The sequence below is a fragment of the Aliiroseovarius sp. S1123 genome, from assembly GCF_023015885.1.
In the GTDB taxonomy this organism is placed as follows: Bacteria; Pseudomonadota; Alphaproteobacteria; order Rhodobacterales; family Rhodobacteraceae; genus Aliiroseovarius.
This window is the reverse complement of sequence record NZ_JALKBE010000007.1, coordinates 37,970-57,496: the sequence shown is the minus strand read 5'-3', so window position 1 is coordinate 57,496 and position 19,527 is coordinate 37,970. Positions and strand designations below refer to the sequence as shown.

21 protein-coding genes are annotated in these 19,527 nt (G+C 60.6%); 11 read left to right on the top strand and 10 right to left on the bottom strand.

Annotated features, from left to right (window positions below; genetic code table 11):
* The first annotated feature begins 65 nt into the window (after positions 1 to 65).
* From proC to MWU53_RS12930, 3 genes are read left to right on the top strand one after another with little or no spacing between them, the layout of a single operon-like run.
* Complete coding sequence (gene proC, locus MWU53_RS12940; protein ID WP_247093999.1) at positions 66 to 881, top strand: pyrroline-5-carboxylate reductase; 816 nt, start codon at positions 66 to 68, stop codon at positions 879 to 881.
* Positions 874 to 1,212 (top strand): tRNA-binding protein, encoded by a 339-nt coding sequence (locus MWU53_RS12935; RefSeq protein ID WP_247093997.1) that lies wholly within the window; start codon positions 874 to 876, stop codon positions 1,210 to 1,212. The genes proC and MWU53_RS12935 overlap by 8 nt, the downstream gene beginning before the upstream one ends.
* Positions 1,209 to 2,159, top strand: coding sequence for a D-glycerate dehydrogenase (locus tag MWU53_RS12930; RefSeq protein WP_247094189.1), 951 nt, complete (start codon positions 1,209 to 1,211; stop codon positions 2,157 to 2,159). Before MWU53_RS12935 ends, MWU53_RS12930 begins: the two co-directional genes overlap by 4 nt.
* A gap of 92 nt (positions 2,160 to 2,251) precedes the next feature.
* On the opposite strand, the gene MWU53_RS12925 is transcribed toward MWU53_RS12930, so the two are convergent.
* The gene (locus MWU53_RS12925; protein WP_247093995.1) at positions 2,252 to 2,830 is read right to left on the bottom strand and encodes a thymidine kinase; all 579 of its coding nucleotides are present in this window, start codon (positions 2,828 to 2,830) and stop codon (positions 2,252 to 2,254) included.
* Positions 2,831 to 3,204: 374 nt separating this feature from the next.
* On the opposite strand from MWU53_RS12925, the gene MWU53_RS12920 reads away from it, so the two are divergent.
* On the top strand, positions 3,205 to 3,672 hold the full coding sequence (locus tag MWU53_RS12920; RefSeq protein ID WP_247093993.1) for a hypothetical protein: 468 nt from the start codon (positions 3,205 to 3,207) through the stop codon (positions 3,670 to 3,672).
* Between the two features lie 28 nt (positions 3,673 to 3,700).
* On the opposite strand, the gene MWU53_RS12915 is transcribed toward MWU53_RS12920, so the two are convergent.
* Positions 3,701 to 4,054: a diacylglycerol kinase gene (locus MWU53_RS12915; RefSeq protein WP_247093991.1), complete on the bottom strand. Its 354-nt coding sequence runs from the start codon at positions 4,052 to 4,054 to the stop codon at positions 3,701 to 3,703.
* Positions 4,048 to 4,419 carry a YigZ family protein gene (locus MWU53_RS12910; RefSeq protein ID WP_247093990.1) on the bottom strand — a complete coding sequence of 124 codons (372 nt, stop codon included), beginning with the start codon at positions 4,417 to 4,419 and terminating at the stop codon, positions 4,048 to 4,050. The genes MWU53_RS12915 and MWU53_RS12910 overlap by 7 nt, the downstream gene beginning before the upstream one ends.
* Positions 4,420 to 4,511: 92 nt before the next feature.
* On the opposite strand from MWU53_RS12910, the gene MWU53_RS12905 reads away from it, so the two are divergent.
* Positions 4,512 to 4,763 (top strand): hypothetical protein, encoded by a 252-nt coding sequence (locus tag MWU53_RS12905; RefSeq protein ID WP_247093987.1) that lies wholly within the window; start codon positions 4,512 to 4,514, stop codon positions 4,761 to 4,763.
* Here MWU53_RS12905 and glpK read toward each other — a convergent pair.
* A complete protein-coding gene (gene glpK / locus MWU53_RS12900; RefSeq protein ID WP_247093985.1) occupies positions 4,750 to 6,216 on the bottom strand; it encodes a glycerol kinase GlpK in 1,467 nt (488 codons plus the stop codon). The two genes, MWU53_RS12905 and glpK, sit on opposite strands and share 14 nt — an antisense overlap.
* Positions 6,217 to 6,311: 95 nt before the next feature.
* On the opposite strand from glpK, the gene MWU53_RS12895 reads away from it, so the two are divergent.
* Positions 6,312 to 7,718: an FAD-binding oxidoreductase gene (locus MWU53_RS12895; RefSeq protein WP_247093983.1), complete on the top strand. Its 1,407-nt coding sequence runs from the start codon at positions 6,312 to 6,314 to the stop codon at positions 7,716 to 7,718.
* An 84-nt stretch (positions 7,719 to 7,802) separates the two neighbouring features.
* Here MWU53_RS12895 and MWU53_RS12890 read toward each other — a convergent pair whose 3' ends face one another.
* Positions 7,803 to 8,327, bottom strand: a complete 525-nt coding sequence (locus tag MWU53_RS12890; protein WP_247093981.1) for a hypothetical protein — start codon at positions 8,325 to 8,327, stop codon at positions 7,803 to 7,805.
* Between the two features lie 15 nt (positions 8,328 to 8,342).
* Here MWU53_RS12890 and MWU53_RS12885 point away from each other — a divergent pair, with 15 nt between their 5' ends.
* On the top strand, positions 8,343 to 8,963 hold the full coding sequence (locus MWU53_RS12885) for a TetR/AcrR family transcriptional regulator (RefSeq protein WP_281501412.1): 621 nt from the start codon (positions 8,343 to 8,345) through the stop codon (positions 8,961 to 8,963).
* Positions 8,964 to 9,013: 50 nt separating this feature from the next.
* Here the strand turns inward: MWU53_RS12885 and MWU53_RS12880 are convergent, their stop codons facing one another.
* The 3 genes from MWU53_RS12880 to MWU53_RS12870 form a co-directional block, all read right to left on the bottom strand.
* A complete protein-coding gene (locus tag MWU53_RS12880) occupies positions 9,014 to 10,384 on the bottom strand; it encodes a glutamate--cysteine ligase (protein ID WP_247093979.1) in 1,371 nt (456 codons plus the stop codon).
* Between the two features lie 62 nt (positions 10,385 to 10,446).
* The gene (locus tag MWU53_RS12875) at positions 10,447 to 10,953 is read right to left on the bottom strand and encodes a hypothetical protein (protein ID WP_247093977.1); all 507 of its coding nucleotides are present in this window, start codon (positions 10,951 to 10,953) and stop codon (positions 10,447 to 10,449) included.
* Positions 10,950 to 11,675 (bottom strand): 16S rRNA (uracil(1498)-N(3))-methyltransferase, encoded by a 726-nt coding sequence (locus MWU53_RS12870; protein ID WP_163039428.1) that lies wholly within the window; start codon positions 11,673 to 11,675, stop codon positions 10,950 to 10,952. The genes MWU53_RS12875 and MWU53_RS12870 overlap by 4 nt, the downstream gene beginning before the upstream one ends.
* 11 nt (positions 11,676 to 11,686) lie before the next feature.
* Here MWU53_RS12870 and ubiA point away from each other — a divergent pair, with 11 nt between their 5' ends.
* The 3 genes from ubiA (at position 11,687) to MWU53_RS12855 (ending at position 15,111) form a co-directional block, all read left to right on the top strand.
* Entirely contained in the window at positions 11,687 to 12,655 is a 969-nt protein-coding gene (ubiA, locus tag MWU53_RS12865) for a 4-hydroxybenzoate octaprenyltransferase (RefSeq protein WP_247093975.1), read from the top strand.
* A 64-nt stretch (positions 12,656 to 12,719) separates the two neighbouring features.
* Positions 12,720 to 14,762 carry an OmpA family protein gene (locus MWU53_RS12860; protein WP_247093973.1) on the top strand — a complete coding sequence of 681 codons (2,043 nt, stop codon included), beginning with the start codon at positions 12,720 to 12,722 and terminating at the stop codon, positions 14,760 to 14,762.
* A gap of 22 nt (positions 14,763 to 14,784) precedes the next feature.
* Positions 14,785 to 15,111 (top strand): hypothetical protein, encoded by a 327-nt coding sequence (locus MWU53_RS12855; protein ID WP_247093970.1) that lies wholly within the window; start codon positions 14,785 to 14,787, stop codon positions 15,109 to 15,111.
* Between the two features lie 2 nt (positions 15,112 to 15,113).
* Here MWU53_RS12855 and MWU53_RS12850 read toward each other — a convergent pair whose 3' ends face one another.
* Both MWU53_RS12850 and MWU53_RS12845 read right to left on the bottom strand, forming a co-directional pair.
* On the bottom strand, positions 15,114 to 17,156 hold the full coding sequence (locus MWU53_RS12850) for an NADH:flavin oxidoreductase (protein WP_247093968.1): 2,043 nt from the start codon (positions 17,154 to 17,156) through the stop codon (positions 15,114 to 15,116).
* Positions 17,157 to 17,256: 100 nt separating this feature from the next.
* Positions 17,257 to 18,816, bottom strand: a complete 1,560-nt coding sequence (locus MWU53_RS12845; RefSeq protein ID WP_247093966.1) for a trimethylamine methyltransferase family protein — start codon at positions 18,814 to 18,816, stop codon at positions 17,257 to 17,259.
* Between the two features lie 86 nt (positions 18,817 to 18,902).
* On the opposite strand from MWU53_RS12845, the gene MWU53_RS12840 reads away from it, so the two are divergent.
* Positions 18,903 to 19,520: a TetR/AcrR family transcriptional regulator gene (locus MWU53_RS12840; protein ID WP_247093965.1), complete on the top strand. Its 618-nt coding sequence runs from the start codon at positions 18,903 to 18,905 to the stop codon at positions 19,518 to 19,520.
* Positions 19,521 to 19,527 lie beyond the last annotated feature (7 nt).

The window sequence follows — 19,527 nt, the reverse complement described above, 5'->3', positions numbered from 1 at the left end:
AGCTTGCGCCGCCCGCACTGCGCTCTAATCTCGCACGTCAAATGAACACGGGATGGGGCAACATCATGATGGAACAGGTAAGATCACGCGGACTGGTGCTTCTGGGTTGCGGCAAGATGGGGTCGGCCATGCTGGAAGGCTGGCTGTCCGACGGGTTGCCGACAAGCTCGGTCTGGGTGAACGACCCCTACCCGTCGGACTGGCTGCAATCGCTGGACGGGCTGAACCTGAATACGACGCTGCCCGAAAACCCCGCCATCGTGCTGATCGCCGTGAAACCGCAAATGATGGCCGAGGCGCTGCCGACCCTGAAAGCGCTCGGCAATGGCACGACCCTGTTCCTGTCGGTAGCGGCAGGCACCCCGATCTCGACTTATGAGGACATGCTGGGCGACCAGACCCCGATCATCCGTGCCATGCCCAACACCCCTGCGGCCATCGGGCGCGGGATTACGGCGATTTGCGGCAATGATCATGCCAGCGTTGCGGACATGGATCTGGCCCAAGCGCTTTTGTCCGCCGTCGGTCAGGTCGTCCGGCTGGACGGGGAACACCAGATGGACGCCGTCACCGCCGTCTCGGGCTCTGGCCCCGCCTATGTGTTCCACTTGATCGAAACGCTGGCCGCCGCAGGCGTCAAGCAAGGTCTATCGGAAGAGCTTTCCATGCAACTGGCCAAAGCCACCGTGGGTGGCGCGGGTGCACTGGCGGAAGAGGCCGACGACGACCCTGCTCAACTGCGCATCAACGTCACCAGCCCCGGCGGCACCACCGCCGCCGCTCTGTCCGTCCTGATGAATGAGGACACTGGTTTCCCCGACCTTCTGACCCGCGCGGTGAAAGCCGCCGCCGACCGCTCCAAGGAGCTTGCCAATGGCTGAAATCAATTTCGACGACTTCCTGAAGATCGACATCCGCAAGGGCACCATCGTGCGCGCCGAACCCTTCCCCGAAGCCCGCAAGCCCGCCATCAAGCTGTGGGTCGATTTCGGCCCAGAGATTGGCGAACGCAAAAGCTCGGCCCAGATCACGCAGCATTACGCGCCCGAAGATCTGGTGGGCAAATCCGTGCTGGGCGTGGTGAACTTCCCACCGCGCCAAATTGGGCCAATGCGGTCGGAAGTTCTCATCCTTGGCCTCTACGACGCAGACGGGAATGTCGGCCTGATCACACCAGACAAAGACACCCCGGACGGAGCACGCTTGTGCTGAGCCTTTTCATTTCGCGCCCTCTGCCCGACGCCGTCCTGACCCGCGCCCGCGCGGCCTTCGACACGACTGTGCGCGACATCACCACCCCCATGACGCGGGACGAGATGATCGCGAGCCTGCGCGACTACGACATTGTCCTGCCGACGCTGGGCGACCTCTATACCGCCGACATTTTCAAAGACGCAGGCCCCATCCGCTCCAAACTGCTGGCGAATTTCGGCGTGGGTTACAACCATATCGACGTGATTGCTGCCAAGGCTCACGGACTTCTGGTGACAAACACCCCCGGCGCGGTCACTGATGCTACTGCCGACACGGCCATGACCCTGATCCTGATGACCGCCCGCCGGGCCGGAGAAGGCGAACGCATGCTACGCAAGGGCGCGTGGGAAGGCTGGCACCCAACACAGCTTCTGGGCATGCATGTGTCCGGGAAAACCGTCGGCATCATCGGCATGGGTCGCATTGGCGAGGCAATCGCCAAACGCTGTCATTTCGGTTTCGGCATGAAGGTGGTCTTCTACAATCGCTCGCCCAAAACGCCTGACCTGCCTGCACAGCAACTGCCCAGCATTGAAGACGTCGCCCGCGAAGCAGACATCCTTGTCATCGCCGTTCCGGGCGGGGCCGAGACACAACACCTGATCGACAAAGACACGTTCGCCGCCATGCTGCCCCATGCGCTTCTGATCAACATCGCCCGCGGAGAAGTCGTCCGCGAAGCCGCCCTGATCGACGCTCTGGAACACGGCCAGATCGCAGGCGCGGGTCTGGATGTCTACGAGTTCGAACCCAAAGTACCCAAGGCCCTCACTGACCGCGAGGACGTGACCCTGCTGCCCCATCTGGGGACCGCAACGTTGGAAGTGCGGACCGATATGGGCATGCTGGCAATGGACAATGTCGAGGCGTTCGCACGTGGCGAGCCCCCGCTCACCCCCGTCTAACTTTCCTCTTGCCCAAAATACCTCTGCCGGAGGCACCGCCTGTCGCACTGCGACAGGCCATCAAGCGCGCCGCAGGCGCTCCTTTGGGAACCTTAGCTTCCGGTGGCCTCGCGCCAGTGGCGGCGGCAGAGCGAGACATAGGTCTCGTTCCCACCAATCTGCACCTGATCGCCATCGGTCAGCACGCGCCCCTGATCGTCCTGCCGCACCACCATCGTGGCCTTCTTTCCGCAGTGACAGATCGTGCGTACTTCGCGCATCTCATCCGCCAGCGCCAACAGCGCGGCCGAGCCCGGGAACAGGTTGCCTTGAAAGTCCACCCGCAACCCGTAGCACATCACCGGCACACCCAGATCATCCACCGCACGCGCCAGCTGCCAGACCTGATCGCGGCTTAGGAACTGCGCTTCGTCAATGAACACACAGGCACAGGGACCCGCCGCCCGCCTACGTGCAATCTTGTCATAAAGATCCTCGCCTACGGCAAAGGTATCTGCTTCCGCGCCGATCCCAATCCGGCTGCCGATCCGCGCCTCGCCCGCGCGATTATCGAATTGCGCCGTGATCAGATAGGTCTGCATCCCGCGTTCATGATAGTTATAGCTGGCCTGCAGCAGCAGGGTCGATTTCCCCGCGTTCATGGTCGAATAGTGAAAATAGAGCTTTGCCATACCCCTGAATTACGCGGCCTGCGCGGACGGTTCAACCCGTCTCGGGGCGTGCCGAAAAGGAGAAAGCGGATGCGCACACAAATCCGGTCGATGGGCAAAGCCCGGGGATGGAAATGACCGTTGTACTGGGAAACAATTCGCATCCCGCTTTCTCATGCAGGCCTTCACCCACACCCCCAACGGAATACTGACCGCGGGGCCTTTCTTGCCGACGCTGGTGGCGCCGGGCACTTGTCACGAAACTCTCTCACTCGCAAACAGCAAAAAAGAACTCGCTACACCTCAGAAATAAGCCATTCCATTACCGTCAAAATAATGGGAAAAGAGATATGGAATTCCCCACACGCATATGGGGACGACAGGGGAATATGAGTATGGCTGGTGTTGGAAGCTATCTGAAAAAACATACAGAGGCGCTGGGGAAGGACGTGGGCTTGGAAGCGGCCTGTTCTGTCACTGGTAAATCCAAGGCGACTCTGGGACGTTACTATTCCGATAGCGAAGAACACGCCGACCGTTTCATGCCCATCGACGCCGTTGCCGCACTGGAAGAGGCCTCGCGTTACCCCCATGTGACCAGCGCCTTGGCCGAACTTCAGGGGATCACGATTTCCTATGATGCCGAGCGCAAGAACTCCCCCGAAGGCGGGATAAACAGCGACGTGATTGCCCTGTCGCAGCGCTTTGCGATGCTGATGGCAGAATACCAACAGTCCATCGAAGACGGGATCATCACGATCAACGAAGCCAAGCGCCTTCTGCGCGAGACGCTGGCGCTTCAGCATGTGCTGATCGACATGAAGCTGCATCTGGAAGAAGAGGCCGGGAACGGCCAAGCCTGATTATCTGGCCCCGATTATCTGGGCCGGATCAGCCGAACAGGATCACCAACCAAGCAACGCCCCCGGCAATCGCCGTCAGCGCGACAAACGCGCTGGCTGTGTCCTTGGCCTCGCGCGCAAGATCGTGTTGTTCGCGGGTGACCAGATCAACGGTGCGCTCAATTGCGGTGTTGATCAGCTCGGACGCGACCACCAGCACGCTCAGCGCCAGAAGCAGCGCGGTTTCCCCGCGGGTCAGGTCCATCCACAGCGCCGCCGCACAGGAAATTACGCAGACGACGGTCCATTGCCACAGGGACGCTTCGGTACGCCACGCGGCGCGCCATCCGGCCCAGGACCAGATGCATCTTTGCCAGAACCGACGCAGGAAAGCCTTCAGCATGTGTCCCCCTTCAGCGTTGCATGTTCGAAATAGTGCTGCACCGCATCCTGCACCCGGCGGAACCGATCGCCGCCCAGCTTGGTACCGCCAAACCAGCGGGTCACAACGATGATGTGGCCCGTGACGCCCTCGCGTTCCAGCATCCGCAGAATGACCATGCCCGCACCCGCCTCGCCATCATCGCCTTTCGTGCCGCCCTCGTCAGGCAGGATCGCCGCCCAGGTGTTGTGCGTGGCCTTGGCATAGCGTTTGTCGCGGGTCAGGGTTTTCAAGAACGCTTTCACATCTGCGCGACTGCTGACCGGCCCGCCCGAGACCGCATATTTCGATCCCCGGTCGGTCAGAAACCCGCTGAATTGCTGCATATCTGTCTTGCCCATAGGAAATGTATAGCCGCCGCACCGGCGCTTCGCCAGATCACTCTGGCCTTTGTCGCCCAAGCGACTAGACTTGGATCATGTTTACCATCGAACACGAATTTGACTCGACCGTCGTCACCCTTGTGGACGAGGGCGATGATGCCGACGGCCCCTATCTGAACGAGGACGTGACCATCAACGCCTTTGCCGATTGCGTGACGCTTGAGCAATGGGATCCGCGGACCGATCAGGTGCACAAGATCACTCTGTCGCCTGCGCAGCTGCGCGACCTAACAGCGGCGCTGAACCTGCCCGAAGGGATCTATCGGTCCGAGATCAAGCGCGGCTAAGCGTCCGCGAGACTGCGTCTTTCCACCCTGCATAGCGACGCGTACGGGTGTCGTCGTTCATCTGCGGCGCAAAGCTACGCTCAAGCGCCCATGTGTCCGCAAACCCGGCTTGATCTGGATAGATCCCGGCCTTCATGCCCGCAAGCCACGCGGCACCCAGCGCGGTGGTTTCCAAAACCGTTGGACGGTCCACAGCGGCCCCGTTGATGTCTGCCAAGAACTGCATCGCCCAATCGGACGCCGCCATGCCCCCATCCACACGCAGCACCGTTTCGCCCACGTCGCCCAAATCTGCTTGCATCGCTTCAAGCAGATCGCGTGTCTGGAAGCCTACCGCTTCCAGCGCGGCCCGGGCGAGTTCCTTCGGGCCTGACCCGCGGGTCAGGCCAAACACCGCACCCCGACATTCCGCATCCCAATAGGGCGCGCCCATGCCGGTGAAGGCGGGCACAAGGATCACCTCTTGTTCAGGGTCAGCGGCATCGGCCAGCGCCGTGGTTTCAGCCGCATTGTCGATGATCCCCAGCCCGTCGCGCAGCCACTGCACCGCAGCACCCGCGATAAAGATCGAGCCCTCCAACGCATAAGTCGGCTTGCCGTCCAGCTGAAAAGCAATCGTGGTCAGCAGGCGATTTTTTGACGCAACTGGCGCATCGCCAGTGTTCAGCAGCGCAAAACACCCGGTGCCATAGGTGGATTTCAGCATCCCCGGCTGGAAACACGCCTGCCCGATGGTTGCCGCCTGCTGATCCCCCGCCACGCCCAGAATGGGCACTGGCGCACCCAATAGGTCGGTCACACCGAAATGCGACGCGCAATCGCGCACCTCGGGCAGCAAGTTCATCGGGATATTCAGCAGCGCGCAGATATCCGCATCCCACGCGCCGCGCTTGATGTCATACAGCATCGTGCGTGCGGCATTGGTAGCGTCGGTCACATGCGCGGCGCCATCGGTCAGCCGCCAGATCAGGAAGGTGTCCACCGTCCCGAACGCCAGCTCCCCTGCCTCGGCCTTGGCGCGCGCGCCGTCCACGTTGTCCAAGATCCACGCCAGCTTCGTGGCCGAGAAATACGGGTCCAGCAAAAGACCCGTTCGGTCCGCCACCATCGCTTCATGCCCGGCGGCTTTCAAACCGGCACAGGTCTGCGCCGTCCGACGATCCTGCCAGACAATCGCGTTATAAATCGGAGCCCCCGTCACACGGTCCCAGACCAACGTGGTCTCGCGCTGGTTGGTGATGCCAATGGCCGCAACCTCTTGCCCCTCGGCGGCTTCCAAACAGGTCGCACACACGGTCTCCCAGATTTCTTCCGGGTCATGCTCGACCCAGCCCGAGGCCGGGAAATGCTGGTTGAATTCCTTTTGCGCAACGGCACTTGGCCGCATATCCCCATCAAACAGGATCGCACGCGAGGATGTGGTGCCCTGATCAATGGCAAGGATATGGGTCATGGGGCTCTCCTTCTTGGCATCGCGCGCGGAACTTTCTAGAAGTTATCGCTAGCACCTTGCCAAATCCAAGTCACGTACATCCCGAAGGACCCGAAATGGATATTCTGAACGCCCTGCGCAGCATCACCGGACCGGACCATGTTTTAACCGGACCAGACATGGCGGGGTTTGCGACGGATTGGATCGGGAAGTACCAGAACACGCCCTTGGCGGTCGTGCGTCCCGGATCAGTCGAGGACGTCTCGCAGATCATGAAACTGGCAAATGACACGCAAACGCCCGTCGTGCCGGTCTCAGGCCACACCGGACTTGCAGGTGGCGCCCACGCGCCCGAAGGCAGCCTGATGCTGTCGCTGGCGCGGCTGAACACGATCCGCGAAATCAAGCCAGACGCCCGCCTTGCCATCGTGGACGGTGGCGTGGTGTTGGAGACCCTGCACAACGCGGTCGCCGAACACGGGCTGCGCTTTCCCATGACCTTCGGCGCGCAAGGCTCGTGCCAGATTGCCGGGATGCTGGCGACCAATGCGGGCGGGTCCAATGTCCTGAAATTCGGCAACACCCGCGCGCTGTGCATCGGGATCGAGGCCGTGTTGCCCGATGGCCGCGTTCTGGACTTGATGAGCCAGCTGCACAAGGACAATTCCGGCTATGATCTGCGCGATCTGCTGATTGGCTCGGAAGGCACGTTGGGTGTGATTACCGGCGCGGTGCTGAAGCTGGTCCCTGCCCCCGCCGCGCGGGCGACGGCAATGCTGGCGCTGGACAATCTGACCGATGCGCTGTCCGTTCTAAACCGCCTGCAAGAGGCCACCGGCGGCGCGGTTGAGGCATTCGAATACATGCCCGTGCATTACCTGTCTGCCGTGCACACCCACTTCCCCGACCTGACCCCCGTTTTCGACGCCGACCATCCGGTGATTGTCTTGGCCGAGATCGCATCGACCGCGCCAAAAGATGCCCAGCCCGACCCGGATGGCAGCCTGCCGCTGGTCAGCATGTTCGAAGCGTTGCTGGCCGACGCGATTGAAGCCGGGCACATCAATGATGCTGTCATCGCCCAGAACGACACCCAGCGCAGCCAGCTCTGGGCCCGCCGCGAAGCCGCCGCCGAGGTCTGCCTTGCCCGCAGCCCGTTGGTGAACAACGACATCGCCCTGCCGCTGGATCAAGTCGAACCCTTCCTGACCCGCATGACAGATGAGCTTGCCACTCTGGACCCGAAGGCCGATGTGTTGGAGGTCGCGCATCTGGGCGATGGCAATATTCACTATGCGGTATTCCCAAGCGATACTGTGCTGTGTGACCCGATCATGGAACGGGTCGAAGACGTGGTGCGCGAAATGGGCGGCAGCTTCTCCGCCGAACACGGGATCGGCCTGTCCAAACTGCCTTCGATGCAGCGCCACAAGGATCCTGTTGCGTTGGAGGTGATGCGCCAGATCAAACAGGCGCTGGACCCGAAGGGGATCATGAACCCGGGGAAGGTATTGCCGGGGTGAAATATTGTGGTTCGTCCGCAGGTCCGCTTTGAGCCCAACTTGCCCACTGGTCAGGGCGCAGCGAACGGAAACTTTCGGTGTCGCTTAGCTTCTTCGCAATCGCTGGATGCCCCATCGAACGAACCCAAAAAGCAAAGGCAGCACTCCCAAGATCAGCAGCCCGTTCTTTATCAGACTCAGTGTCGAACTCACGGAAACCAAACCGTCAGAGACTTGGGGATATCCTCGCGCGAGAAAAAACAAGGTCACATTCTCGGCATAGTCCCCAATCCCACCAAGTAGTGGTGTGAGGCAAAGCCAATCAACGCCTCGCCCTTTCCATAGTAGGTAGGTCAACACAGAGGCGATCAGCGAGTAAAGAGCGGGGTTCAAGACATCCAGAAGCTGGATTCGGCGGTATAACGAGAACCCATACTCTCCATAGCTTCCGAAGACTTCCCTCACCCTGTCTTTGGAATAGCTCTGGTCGAAATCCAGAATTCCAAATCCGCCGCTGACCTCCATAAGTTGCCCAAGCGTCGTCAGGATTGCGCCAAATACTACGAGATAGGTGATGATGAGTACGGTTAATCCGCGTCTTGTCCCCAGCCGGGCAATTAATGAAATCATGGCTTCCCCCTAAAAATGACAGTTGTGTCAGTTAAAAATGACGGATATGTCATTAAGGGATATTTTGCAAGGCTTTGGGCGAACGTGAGCATTAGAGACCTTACACCAAAGGCGAGGCGGACAAGGTCGGCATTGTTGGCAGCCGCAAGGGTGGAACTCGGGCATCGGGGAGTCGCCGGTTTGAACGTGATGGCGGTTTGCGAGCGGGCAGGCGTAGGACGAACATCCTTTTATAACTACTTCGAAGATGTCGATGCCCTAGTTTCGACTGTGGCGCATGAAACCGCGATTGAAATCAAGGAACGGTTTGCTTCTCTGCATACGGAGATTCCGAGAGGGTTTGCACGGCTGGAAGCTTGTTTAAGCATGATTCTGGAAACAGCGGTGGTCGACCCCGAGGCCATTCTTCTCGTGGCTTCGTTGGCAAGCTCGGTTCCAGAAATCATGGAATTGCTACAGATTGAGATTTCAGCGGAACTGGCGGCCTTCGCTCCGGTACCGGAAGAAGATCTACCTGTCTTGGGCAATCATTTGGCCCAAACGGTCGTTGCACTGGCACACCAAATGGCACTGGGTAACCTCGCCAAGAATAGCATTGATAAGCACGTTGAATTCATGATGCGCGCCTGCGGCTGACCCCCACAGGAGACATTCGTGCAAGGACAGCGAAGTCCGCGCAGCAGCTCTCAGTAACTATATTCCGCATAAATCCGGCTGAGATCCCCATCCCATTCGCCGTGATACTTGCCCAGAAGTTCACAGGCGGGCGAGCGGCCTTCTTCGACGCTTTCTTGCAGCGCGTTCAGGAAGTGTGTCTCGTCCGGCACCATGCCGCCGCTGCCCACACGGGCGCGGGATTTCAGGCCACCTTCGGCAATTTTCACCACATCGCGGGCGAGGTCGATCATACGGATGCCGTTCACCTCGGCCTGTAGCCCTTCGACGGAAGCCGCAACGCGCAGCGCCTCGCGGGTTTCCGCGTCCCAGCCTTTCGCCAGATCCCATGCCGCATCAAGGCTGGTCTGGTCATACATCAGGCCAACCCACAGAGCGGGCAGTGCACAGAGGCGACGCCACGGGCCACCATCGGCGCCGCGCATTTCCATGTATTGTTTGATCCGTGCCTCGGGGAAGATCGTGGTCAGGTGATCGGCCCAGTCGCTCAGCGTCGGCGTCTCGCCCGGCAGTGCGGGCAGTTTGCCCTGCATGAAGTCGCGGAAAGATTGGCCCAGCGCGTCGATATATTGCCCGTCGCGATAGACGAAGTACATTGGCACATCGAGCGCATATTGCACGTAGCGTTCAAACCCCATGCCGTCTTCAAACACGAAGGGCAGCATCCCGGTACGTGCGCCATCAAGGTCACGCCAGATGCGCGAGCGCCATGATTTGTGCCCGTTGGGCTTGCCCTCGAAGAAGGGCGAGTTCGCAAAGAGCGCAGTCGCAACGGGCTGCAGCGCCAGCGCAACGCGGAACTTCTGAACCATGTCGGCCTCGGATGCGAAGTCGAGGTTCACCTGCACGGTGCAGGTCCGATACATCATCTGTTTTCCGTGGGTGCCGACCTTGTCCATATAGTCGGTCATCAGCTTGTAACGCCCCTTGGGCATCACCGGCATCTGTTCGTGGGTCCATTCTGGTGCCGCGCCCAGACCGATGAAGCGTGCGCCGATCTCGTCTGCAATCTCGTGCACTTCGCGCAGGTGTTCGTTCACTTCGTCGCAAGTTTGATGGATGTTATCCAAGGGCGCACCGGACAGTTCGAACTGCCCGCCCGGTTCCAGCGAGATGTTCGCGCCTTCGCGCTGCAACCCGATCAGGTTGCCCGCCTCGCGCACCTCGGTCCAGTTATAGCGGTCGCGCAACCCTTCCAGCATTTTCAGGATAGAACGCGGGCCGTCATAGGGCAGCGGCTTCAGCGTATCTTTGCAATAGCCGAACTTCTCGTGCTCAGTGCCGATTTTCCATGTGTCACGCGGTTTACAACCGTCTTCCAGAAACTGGGCCAGCTGGTCGTGATGGGTGATCGGACCACCACCGGACTGAGGAATGGACATGTTCGGCTCCTATAGAAAACGCCCCTAGGGGGCTCCAGTCGTGGGGCAAGCGGCTGCCAGTGTCAATGCAGCTTTGCGACGCCGCGCGTCCAGATCACGACAGTGTCATTGGGGGGCGTATTCACGGCGCGGATGGCCGCGTCGATATTGGCGCCGGATAGCGCGGTCAGCGCATCAAAGATCGCCTCGGCCCCTTCGGCACGGGCGGGGATCGTCAGGACTGCGCCCAACTGCTGGAACCGCCAGACAGGCAGACCAGCCAGATCGCGCCCAATCTCGATCCGCACCACATCGTCAAGCGAAGCAAAGCCCCCTCCGATGGGCGCCAGATAGGTCACTTGGCGCTCGTCAATCTGTACGACGCCCACCCCGCCATGCGCCGAGCGAATGCGCGCACGACGCAGACCGGACCACAGGATTACCGCACCAAACGCAGCCAAGGCCAGCCCCAACCATGTGATCAGTCCCAGCGCGCCCCATGCCCACCAAAGGCCGAGAAGCAAGATGGCCGCTCCGAAAAGCGCCTCGCGATACCGCAGAAGCTGTGCCTGAAGCTCGGGACGGATCACCCCCAATCCCCCAGCACTTGCTGCCACATGGTCATGGCGGCGACGGCGGCGGTGTCGGCGCGCAGGATGCGGGGGCCGAGGCTGACGGGGTGGGCATTTTCCATTGCGTGGAGGCGCGCGCGTTCGCGGTCCGAGAAGCCGCCTTCGGGGCCGATGAAGATGGCCCAGCGGTGACCACTGGCGGCGGACAGCGTCTCGGCCGCGCCGACCAGCGCCTCGTCACAGAACATGATCTGGCGGTCGTCGGGCCAGGCGTCCAGCAGCTTGTCCATGCGCATCAAGTCGACGACCTCGGGCACGTAAGTGCCGCCGCATTGCTCGGCAGCTTCAACAGCGTGGGCCTGCAGGCGGTCGCGGCGGATGCGTTCAGAGTTCGTGAACTCGGTCGACATGGGCTGGATCAGGGCGGCGCCCATCTCGGCGGCTTTCTCGACAATAAAATCGGTGCGCGCCTTCTTGATCGGCGCAAAGCACAGCCACAGGTCTGGGGGCATGTGCAGCGGGCGGGATTGCTCAAGGCACTCCAGCACGCCCTTGCGTTTACCGGCCTCAATCACGCGGGCAGGATATTCGCCGTCGCGCCCGTTAAATAGCGCCACATGATCGCCTTCGCCCAGCCGCATCACCCCAAAAAGGTAATGCGCCTGATCGCGATCCAGCGAAACGGTTTGCCCCTGACCCAAGGGGTGATCTACATAGAGCCGAGTTTTTGCCTGTTTCATGAGGGAAATCTATGACCCCGAACGCCGATTTGCCAGACCCGAATGGACAGGTTTCTGATGCCTATACAGGTAATTGGGTGGATCACCGCGCGCCGGCATGGTCGCGGCCCTATCTGCGCCTCAGCCGCGCAGATCGCCCCATTGGTACGTGGCTTCTGCTGATCCCCTGCTGGTGGAGCCTGCTTCTGGCGACTGCAAGCACCGGGCGTTTTGGTTGGTATGAGGCATGGATCATGCTGGGCTGCGCGATTGGATCCTTCCTGATGCGCGGCGCGGGCTGTACGTGGAATGACATCACGGACCGCGATTTCGACGGCAAGGTCGAGCGCACGAAAAGCCGTCCAATCCCCTCGGGGCAGGTGACGGTGAAACAGGCTCTGATCTGGATGGGGCTACAGGCGCTGATTTCCTTTGGCATCCTTCTGACCTTCAACTGGGCTACGATCCTTCTGGGCGTCGCGGCCCTGTTGCCCGTGGCAATCTATCCCTTCGCCAAACGCTTCACATGGTGGCCGCAGGTCTTCCTTGGCGTCGCGTTCAACTGGGGGGCGCTGGTAGGCTGGGTTGCACATACCGGATCGCTTGGCTTCGCCCCCGTTGCGCTTTACGCGGCCGGGATCGCGTGGACGCTATTCTACGATACCATCTATGCCTATCAGGACACCGAGGATGATGCGCTGATCGGCGTGAAATCCACCGCGCGCCTGTTTGGCGACAACAGCCGCACGTGGCTGCGGATGTTCCTGATCGCGACCGTCGCGCTGACCGCCCTTGCGATCATTCTGGCGCTTGCCCCCAGCGCGAATGTCCTGTCGTTGGTCATCGCGCTGGGCGGCGCGTGGTTCATGGGCTGGCATCTGGCGTGGCAGCTGCGGTCTTTGGACACGGACAGCCCGGAAAACTGCCTGAAACTGTTTAGGTCCAATCGCGACACGGGTCTAATTCTTGTGCTGTTTCTTGCCGCAAGCCAAATCGTATGATTGCACCCTGCCCCAACACCCCATAATAAACTTAAAACCAAAGAAATCACGGACCTGAATACGTATGCGCCCCTCGCAATTTCTCATGGCCTCGGCCTCGCTTGTTGTTGGCGCTTTTCTGGCCCTGTTTGCGGCCATTCTTTCGGTCAACGCCATCGAAAGCTTTTCAGAAGATGCGGTGCGGGATGCGCTGACTCTGCGCGGTCACGAATGGGCGCAGGTTCAGTCTGACGGTCTGCAGGTCGTTCTGTCGGGCGATGCGCCCAGCGAAGCCATGCGGTTTCGCGCGCTGTCCATCGCTGGAAGCGAAGTCGACGCGACCCGCGTGATTGACAACATGACCATACCAGATGCCGAGATCGTGGCCCCCCCGCGCTTCTCGATCGAGGTGCTGCGTAACAATTCAGGTATCTCGATGATCGGCCTGATCCCCACACAATCGGACCGCGAAGGTCTGGTAGACGAAGTGGGTCGCATCGCCGGCAAAGCCGAAGTCACCGATTTGCTCGAGGTCGCCGACTATCCCGTGCCCGCCAACTGGGACACAACGCTTGAGTTCGCGCTTTATGCCCTGAAGCAGCTGCCGCGCTCGAAAATCTCGATGGATGCCGACAAGGTATCGATTACGGCGGTGGCGGATAGCGTGGAAGAGCAGCAAGAGTGGGCGCGCCGTCTGAAACGCAAGGCCCCGCGTTCAATCCTTTTGTCCATCGACATCTCGGCCCCGCGCCCGGTCATCACGCCGTTCACCCTGCGCTTCCTGATCGACGAGAACGGAGCACGGTTTGACGCCTGTTCGGCCTATAACGCCATCGGACGCGCCAAGATCATTTCTGCCGCGACCGAAGCCGGGCTTGAAGGCGTGACCAACTGCATCATCGGTTTGGGCGTGCCATCGCCCGATTGGGCCGATGCAGCGGAAATGGGCATCAACGCGGTCGCTGCCCTTGGCGGCGGATCGGTCACATTCTCGGATGCCGACGTCACGCTGGTCGCGCTGGACACCACGCCGCAAGCCAATTTTGACCGCGTGGTGGGCGAGCTGGAAAGCAACCTGCCTGACCTCTATTCGCTGCACTCGGTCCTGCCTGAACCCGTCAAGATTGACGGCACAGGCCAAGGCGAGGCAACGCCCGAGTTCGTCGCGACCCTCAGCCCCGAAGGTCTTGTACAACTGCGCGGCCGCCTGTCGGACGAAGCCTTGCGCAGCGCGGCAGAAAGCTTTGCCCGCGCCAAGTTCGGGTCGAATGCCGTCTATCCGGCCACCCGCCTTGACCCCAATCTACCCGCCAATTGGCCCACCCGCGTTCTGGCTAGTCTTGAAGCTTTGTCTCTGGTGCACAGCGGTGTGATCGTTGTGCAGCCCGACATCGTGGACATTCGCGGGCGCACCGGAGATCCGGAAGTCGCGTCCGAAATTTCGCGCTTGTTGGGGGAAAAGTTGGGGGCATCCGAGAACTTTCAGGTCAATGTGACCTACGAAGAAAGCTTGAACCCGACCCTAAACCTGCCCAGCCCGGAAGAATGTGCGGCAGGTATCAACGCGGTTCTGGCCGAGAAGAAAATCACCTTCGCGCCCAGCTCGGCCAATATCGAAGCCTCGGCTGCGGATACCGTCGATAAGATTGCCGAGATCATGCGCGAGTGTGCGGATGTGCGGATGGAGATCGCGGGCTATACCGACAGCCAGGGCCGCGAAGAAATGAACCTTGCCCTGTCGCAAAGCCGCGCGCAGGCCGTGCTGTCCGCGCTTCTGTCACGCCGCATCCTGACCTCGAACCTATCGGCCGTCGGCTATGGCGAAGAAAACCCGATCGCCGACAACGGAACCGAGGATGGTCGTGAGGCAAACCGCCGGATCGAATTCCGACTGCTGGAAGGTGTGTCGGACGACGCAGACGAAGCCAGCGACGCCGAGGCAACTCCTGAAACCGCAGATGCGTCTACTGAAGAAACTCCTGCGGCAGGCGAAGCCACCGAAGGTGACGCACCGGACGTGACCAGCACAGAATCAAGTGAAGCTCCCGCCGCGCCGCCCTATAGTGGCCCCGAAATCTTCGCCCCCGATGCAGACGACCCTCGTCCGGCCCCGCGCCCGGAACGCTGATTGACACGGAAGGACCGCCCCGATGAACAGAACCGAGTTTATCATCGTTACCGCCATTATTCTTTTCGTGGCCTTTGTGCTGGGTTGGTTTGCCCACTGGCTGATCCATCGCTTCGTGCAGGTGCAGGGCAGCGAAATGAGCGAGCTGGACAAGATGGCGCAGGCGCTTCACGACGCGGAAGAAACCCGCGACGAGGCGATCACCTATCTGCAATCGCGCGAGGCCGAGATGGCCAACCAGCTGTATCAGACCGAGGCGGAGCTGCGCGCCGCGATGGACGGTCTACGCGACGCCCGCCACGAAGCTGAAGAGCTGCGCGCGTATATCGAACGCACGCAGCAGGCTTAAGCTTACAGGTCTTTCACCAACCGAAGCGCGTCATAGATGGCGGCATGCGTATTGCGTGCCGACACCGCGTCGCCGATCCGGAAAAGCTGGAAATGCCCGTCGGGATTGGTGTTGATGGCCTGCGGACGTCCCTCGATCAGGGCGTTGTGGTCCACTTCACCCCGGTTGGATGAGAGCTCTTTCAGGTCGAAATACAGATCATCCATCGGCATCGTGCCATAGTTCACAACGACCTGATCATAGGTCGCTTGACGCGTGAACTCGGAATAATCCGTGCCCAGTGTGACCCTCAGGCGGTTACCGTCGCGCTTAATGTCTTTCAGGCGTTCGGTCACAGTGAACCGCACACCCTTAGGCTGCAGCGACCGCATATAGGGCACAAGGTTCATCGCCATGATATCGGGGGCGAAGACGCGGTCCGGGGTCATCACCTCGACATTCGCACCGGCTTCAGAAGCGATCTCGGCGGCTTGCAGCGCCGGATGGTCGCCGCTTTCGTCATAGATCAGCACATCACCCGCGCATTTCACGTCGCCCGCGATCACGTCCCACGCGCTGACCGCCAAATCCTGCTCGCCCTTGGTCTCGAACAGTTCAAGGTTCGGCAAACCACCGGTGGCAACGATCACCACATCGGGGTTCAGGGCGGTCACGTCATGGGCCTCGGCCCATGTGTTGAAATGGAAGGTGACATCGCGGGCCGCACATTGCGCCATGCGCCAGTCGACGATACCGATCATCTCGCGCCGACGCGGCGTCTGCGCGGTCAGACGCACCTGTCCACCGGGATCAGGCTGTGCTTCAAAGACGGTCACATCGTGACCACGCTCGGCGGCTACCCGCGCGGCCTCAAGCCCCGCAGGCCCCGCGCCCACGATCACCACTTTGCGGGGGGTGTCTGCAGCGGCAATCTCGTGCGGCATGGTCAGCTCGCGCCCCGTGGCCGCGTTGTGCACGCAGAGCGCATCGCCGGCCTGATAAATCCGGTCCAGACAGTAGGTGGCACCGACGCAAGGGCGAATATCCTCTTCCCGCCCTTCAATGATCTTCTTCACGATATGCGGATCAGCCATATGCGCGCGCGTCATACCGACCATGTCTAACTGGCCAGAGGCCACCGCGTGACGCGCGGTCGCGACATCCGGTATGCGCGCGGCGTGGAAGGTGGGCATCCCGACCTCTTTGCGGACCCGCCCCGCGAAATCCAAATGCGGAGACGCAGGCGCACCCTGAATGGGGATCATGTCGGTCATCGCGGGATCCGTATGAATGCGGCCCCGGTTGATGTTCAGATAATCCACATGCCCGCAGTCGCGCAGCATCCGCGCGATCTCCAGCCCCATATCGGGATCAATTCCGCCGGATTCAACCTCGTCAGGCGCAAAGCGGACGCCCACGATGAACTCACGTCCCACGCGGGTGCGCACGGCTTCAATGATATCCATCGTCAGCTTCATCCGCCCGGCAAGATCGCCGCCATAGGGGCCGTCCAAGCGGTTGGTCAGGGGCGAGATGAACTGGTCCAGCAAATGCCCGTGGGTCATCACCTCAACCCCATCCATGCCACCTTCTTTCATCCGTTCGGCCGCATCCGCGAAGTCGGAAATAATCCGCGATATATCCCAGTCCTCGGCCATTTTCGGGAAGGCGCGGTGGGCAGGTTCGCGATGCGGCGTTGAACAGACGGGCGGCAACCACTCGCCCTTGTTCCACCCCGTCCGCCGCCCCAAATGGGTCAGCTGAATCATGCAAGCCGCGCCATGTTCGTGCACCGCATCAGTCAGATTACGGATCCACGGCACAACCTCGTCCTTATAGGCGAGGATGTTGTTGAAAACGGGCGGACTGTCCTTCGAAACGGCCGCTGACCCCGCCGTCATGGTCATCGCCACACCTGCCTTGGCCCGTTCAGCATGATATGCCGCATAGCGCGCTTTCGGCATCCCATCCTCGGGATAGGCCGGTTCATGGCTGGTGGTCATGATCCGGTTTCTCAGGGTCAGATGCCCCAATTGATACGGCTGCAAAAGTGGATCGTTCGACATCATCCATCCTTCTCGGCTTGGGGCTTTCTTACCCGCATTTTCTTGTCACAAATATCCTGGGGGAGCGTCGCAGACGCGGGGGCAAAGCCCCCTTCCCACGTTAATACCAAGCATCTTCCATCGAGGCCTTCTTGCGTGCGACAAAGTCCTTCAGCGCCTCGTCCGTTGCTGGATCCATCGCGGGCGCCTCATAGGCCGCAAGCTGCGCCTTCCAGCGTTGGTTCGCACGGGTCGCCATGTCAATCTCTCCCTGTTCGTCCCATGTCTCCCACGGCTGATTGTCGTCCAGCGCGCTGTCGTAATAGGCGGTTTTGTAGTGCCGCAAAGTATGGGCGGTTGAGAACAAATGCTCACCCGGTCCTTTTTCGGCCAACGCGTCAAAGCCCAGCGTATCCTCGTTCACCACGACCCCATCGTAATAGGAATGCAGCGCGCCACACAGGTCCAGATCCAGCATGAATTTTTCGTAGGACATGGACAGAAGCCCATCCAAGAAGCCCGCCGAGTGCAGCAGATAATTCGCCCCACACTGCACCGCCGACATCATCGACATCATCGCCTGCTGCATCGCCTGTGCATCGGGAAGTTTCGAGGTCGAGAAGTTGCCCGCACAGCGAAGTGGCAGGTTCAAGCGGCGTGCCAGCTGGCCATAGACCAGACTGCCCACCGCGGGCTCTGCCGTCCCGAATGTCGGTGAACCCGAGCGCAACGACATCGAGCTGAGAAAGCTTGCCAGAACCACCGGTGCGCCCGGACGTTCCAGCTGTGCCACCGCGCAGGACACCATGCTTTCCGCCAGACATTGCGCGATGGACCCAGCCATCGTCAGAGGCGACACCGCCCCGCCCAGCAAAAACGGCAAATGAATCGAGCCCTGCCCCGCCTTGGCATACTCGCGAATGCCCTGCGTCGTGATCCCGTCCATAACCAAGGGGCTGGTGGTGTTGAAGTTCCCCATGATGACGCAGTTCTGGTCGACGAAATCCGCGCCGAACAGCACGCGGCACATCTCGACACTGTCGGCGGCGCGTTCTGGCGCGGTGACCGAGCCAAGAAACGGCCGGTCGGAATAGCGCATATGTGCATAGACCATATCCAGATGGCGTTTGTTCACCGGCACATCGGTCGGTTCGCACACCGTGCCGCCGGAGTGGTGCAGCCACGGGCTCATCTGACCCAGCTTCACAAAGTTCTGGAAATCCTCAAGCGTGCCATAGCGGCGACCCTTGTCCAGATCCATCACGAAAGGGCTGCCATACGAGGGCGCAAAGACCACATTGTCCCCGCCGATTTCGACATTGTTGGCAGGGTTGCGGGCGTGCTGAGTAAAGACCGCCGGTGCTGTCTTCAGGATCTCGCGGATCATGCCGGGCGCGAACTTGATATTCCACCGCGTGTCGTCCAGCTGCGTGACCTCACCGCCGGCCTTGCGAAACATCTCGACCGTATCGGGATCATCGCGAAACTCGATACCGATCTCGGCCATAATGCGGTCGGCTGTTGCCTCGATCTGCTGCAACGCGTCTTCACCAAGGATGTCGTAAGTAGGGATGCCGCGCTTGATATACGGACGCTCCAGATGCGGGTTCTGCCCTGGCGCACCATCGCGTGCCTCCCGCTTTCCACGGCTGCGCCGCCGTCCTGTGCTGGGTTCGCTCATCACGTCCTCCCTTGTCATGAGTCGCATAGTTGACACAGGTGACATCTGATTTGACACATGTGTCAAGTCACCTATGATGCGAGACTATGGCTAAAAACGACATACCCCGCCCGCGCGCCTCGGAACGCATGTGGCTTGATGCAGCGCTTGACCTGCTGCTTGAAGCCGGAGTGGACGGTGTGAAGATCCTCCCGTTGGCAAAACGCCTGGGCCTGACGCGCACCGGATTTTACCACCACTTCCGCGACCGCGAGGCGCTGCTGGACGCTATGATTAAACGGTGGGAGGACAAGAACACCGGCAATCTGGTCGCCCAATGCGCGCTCTATGCCGAGACGATCTGTGAGGCGATGTTCAACCTGCAAGATTGCTGGTTCCAAAATGACCTGTTCGACGCACAGCTTGATCGCGCCATTCGAAATTGGGCCGACCATGATCCGGAGCTGAAGCGACGGGTGGAAGCCGCTGACGCCCTGCGCAAAGCTGCCATTAAGTCCATGTTCGAGCGCTACGGCTATACCCCGGATGATGCCGAGGTCAGGACCATGACCATTCTGTACACGCAAGTCGGCTATATCGCGATGGAGATCAAAGAGGACCCTACCGGCCGGATCGACCGCGTCCCGCGTTATGTCCAGCTTTTCACCGGTCAAACCCCGTCGAACAGCGAGATCCGGCGTTTTCGCACACGGAACGGATATTGAATCCAAT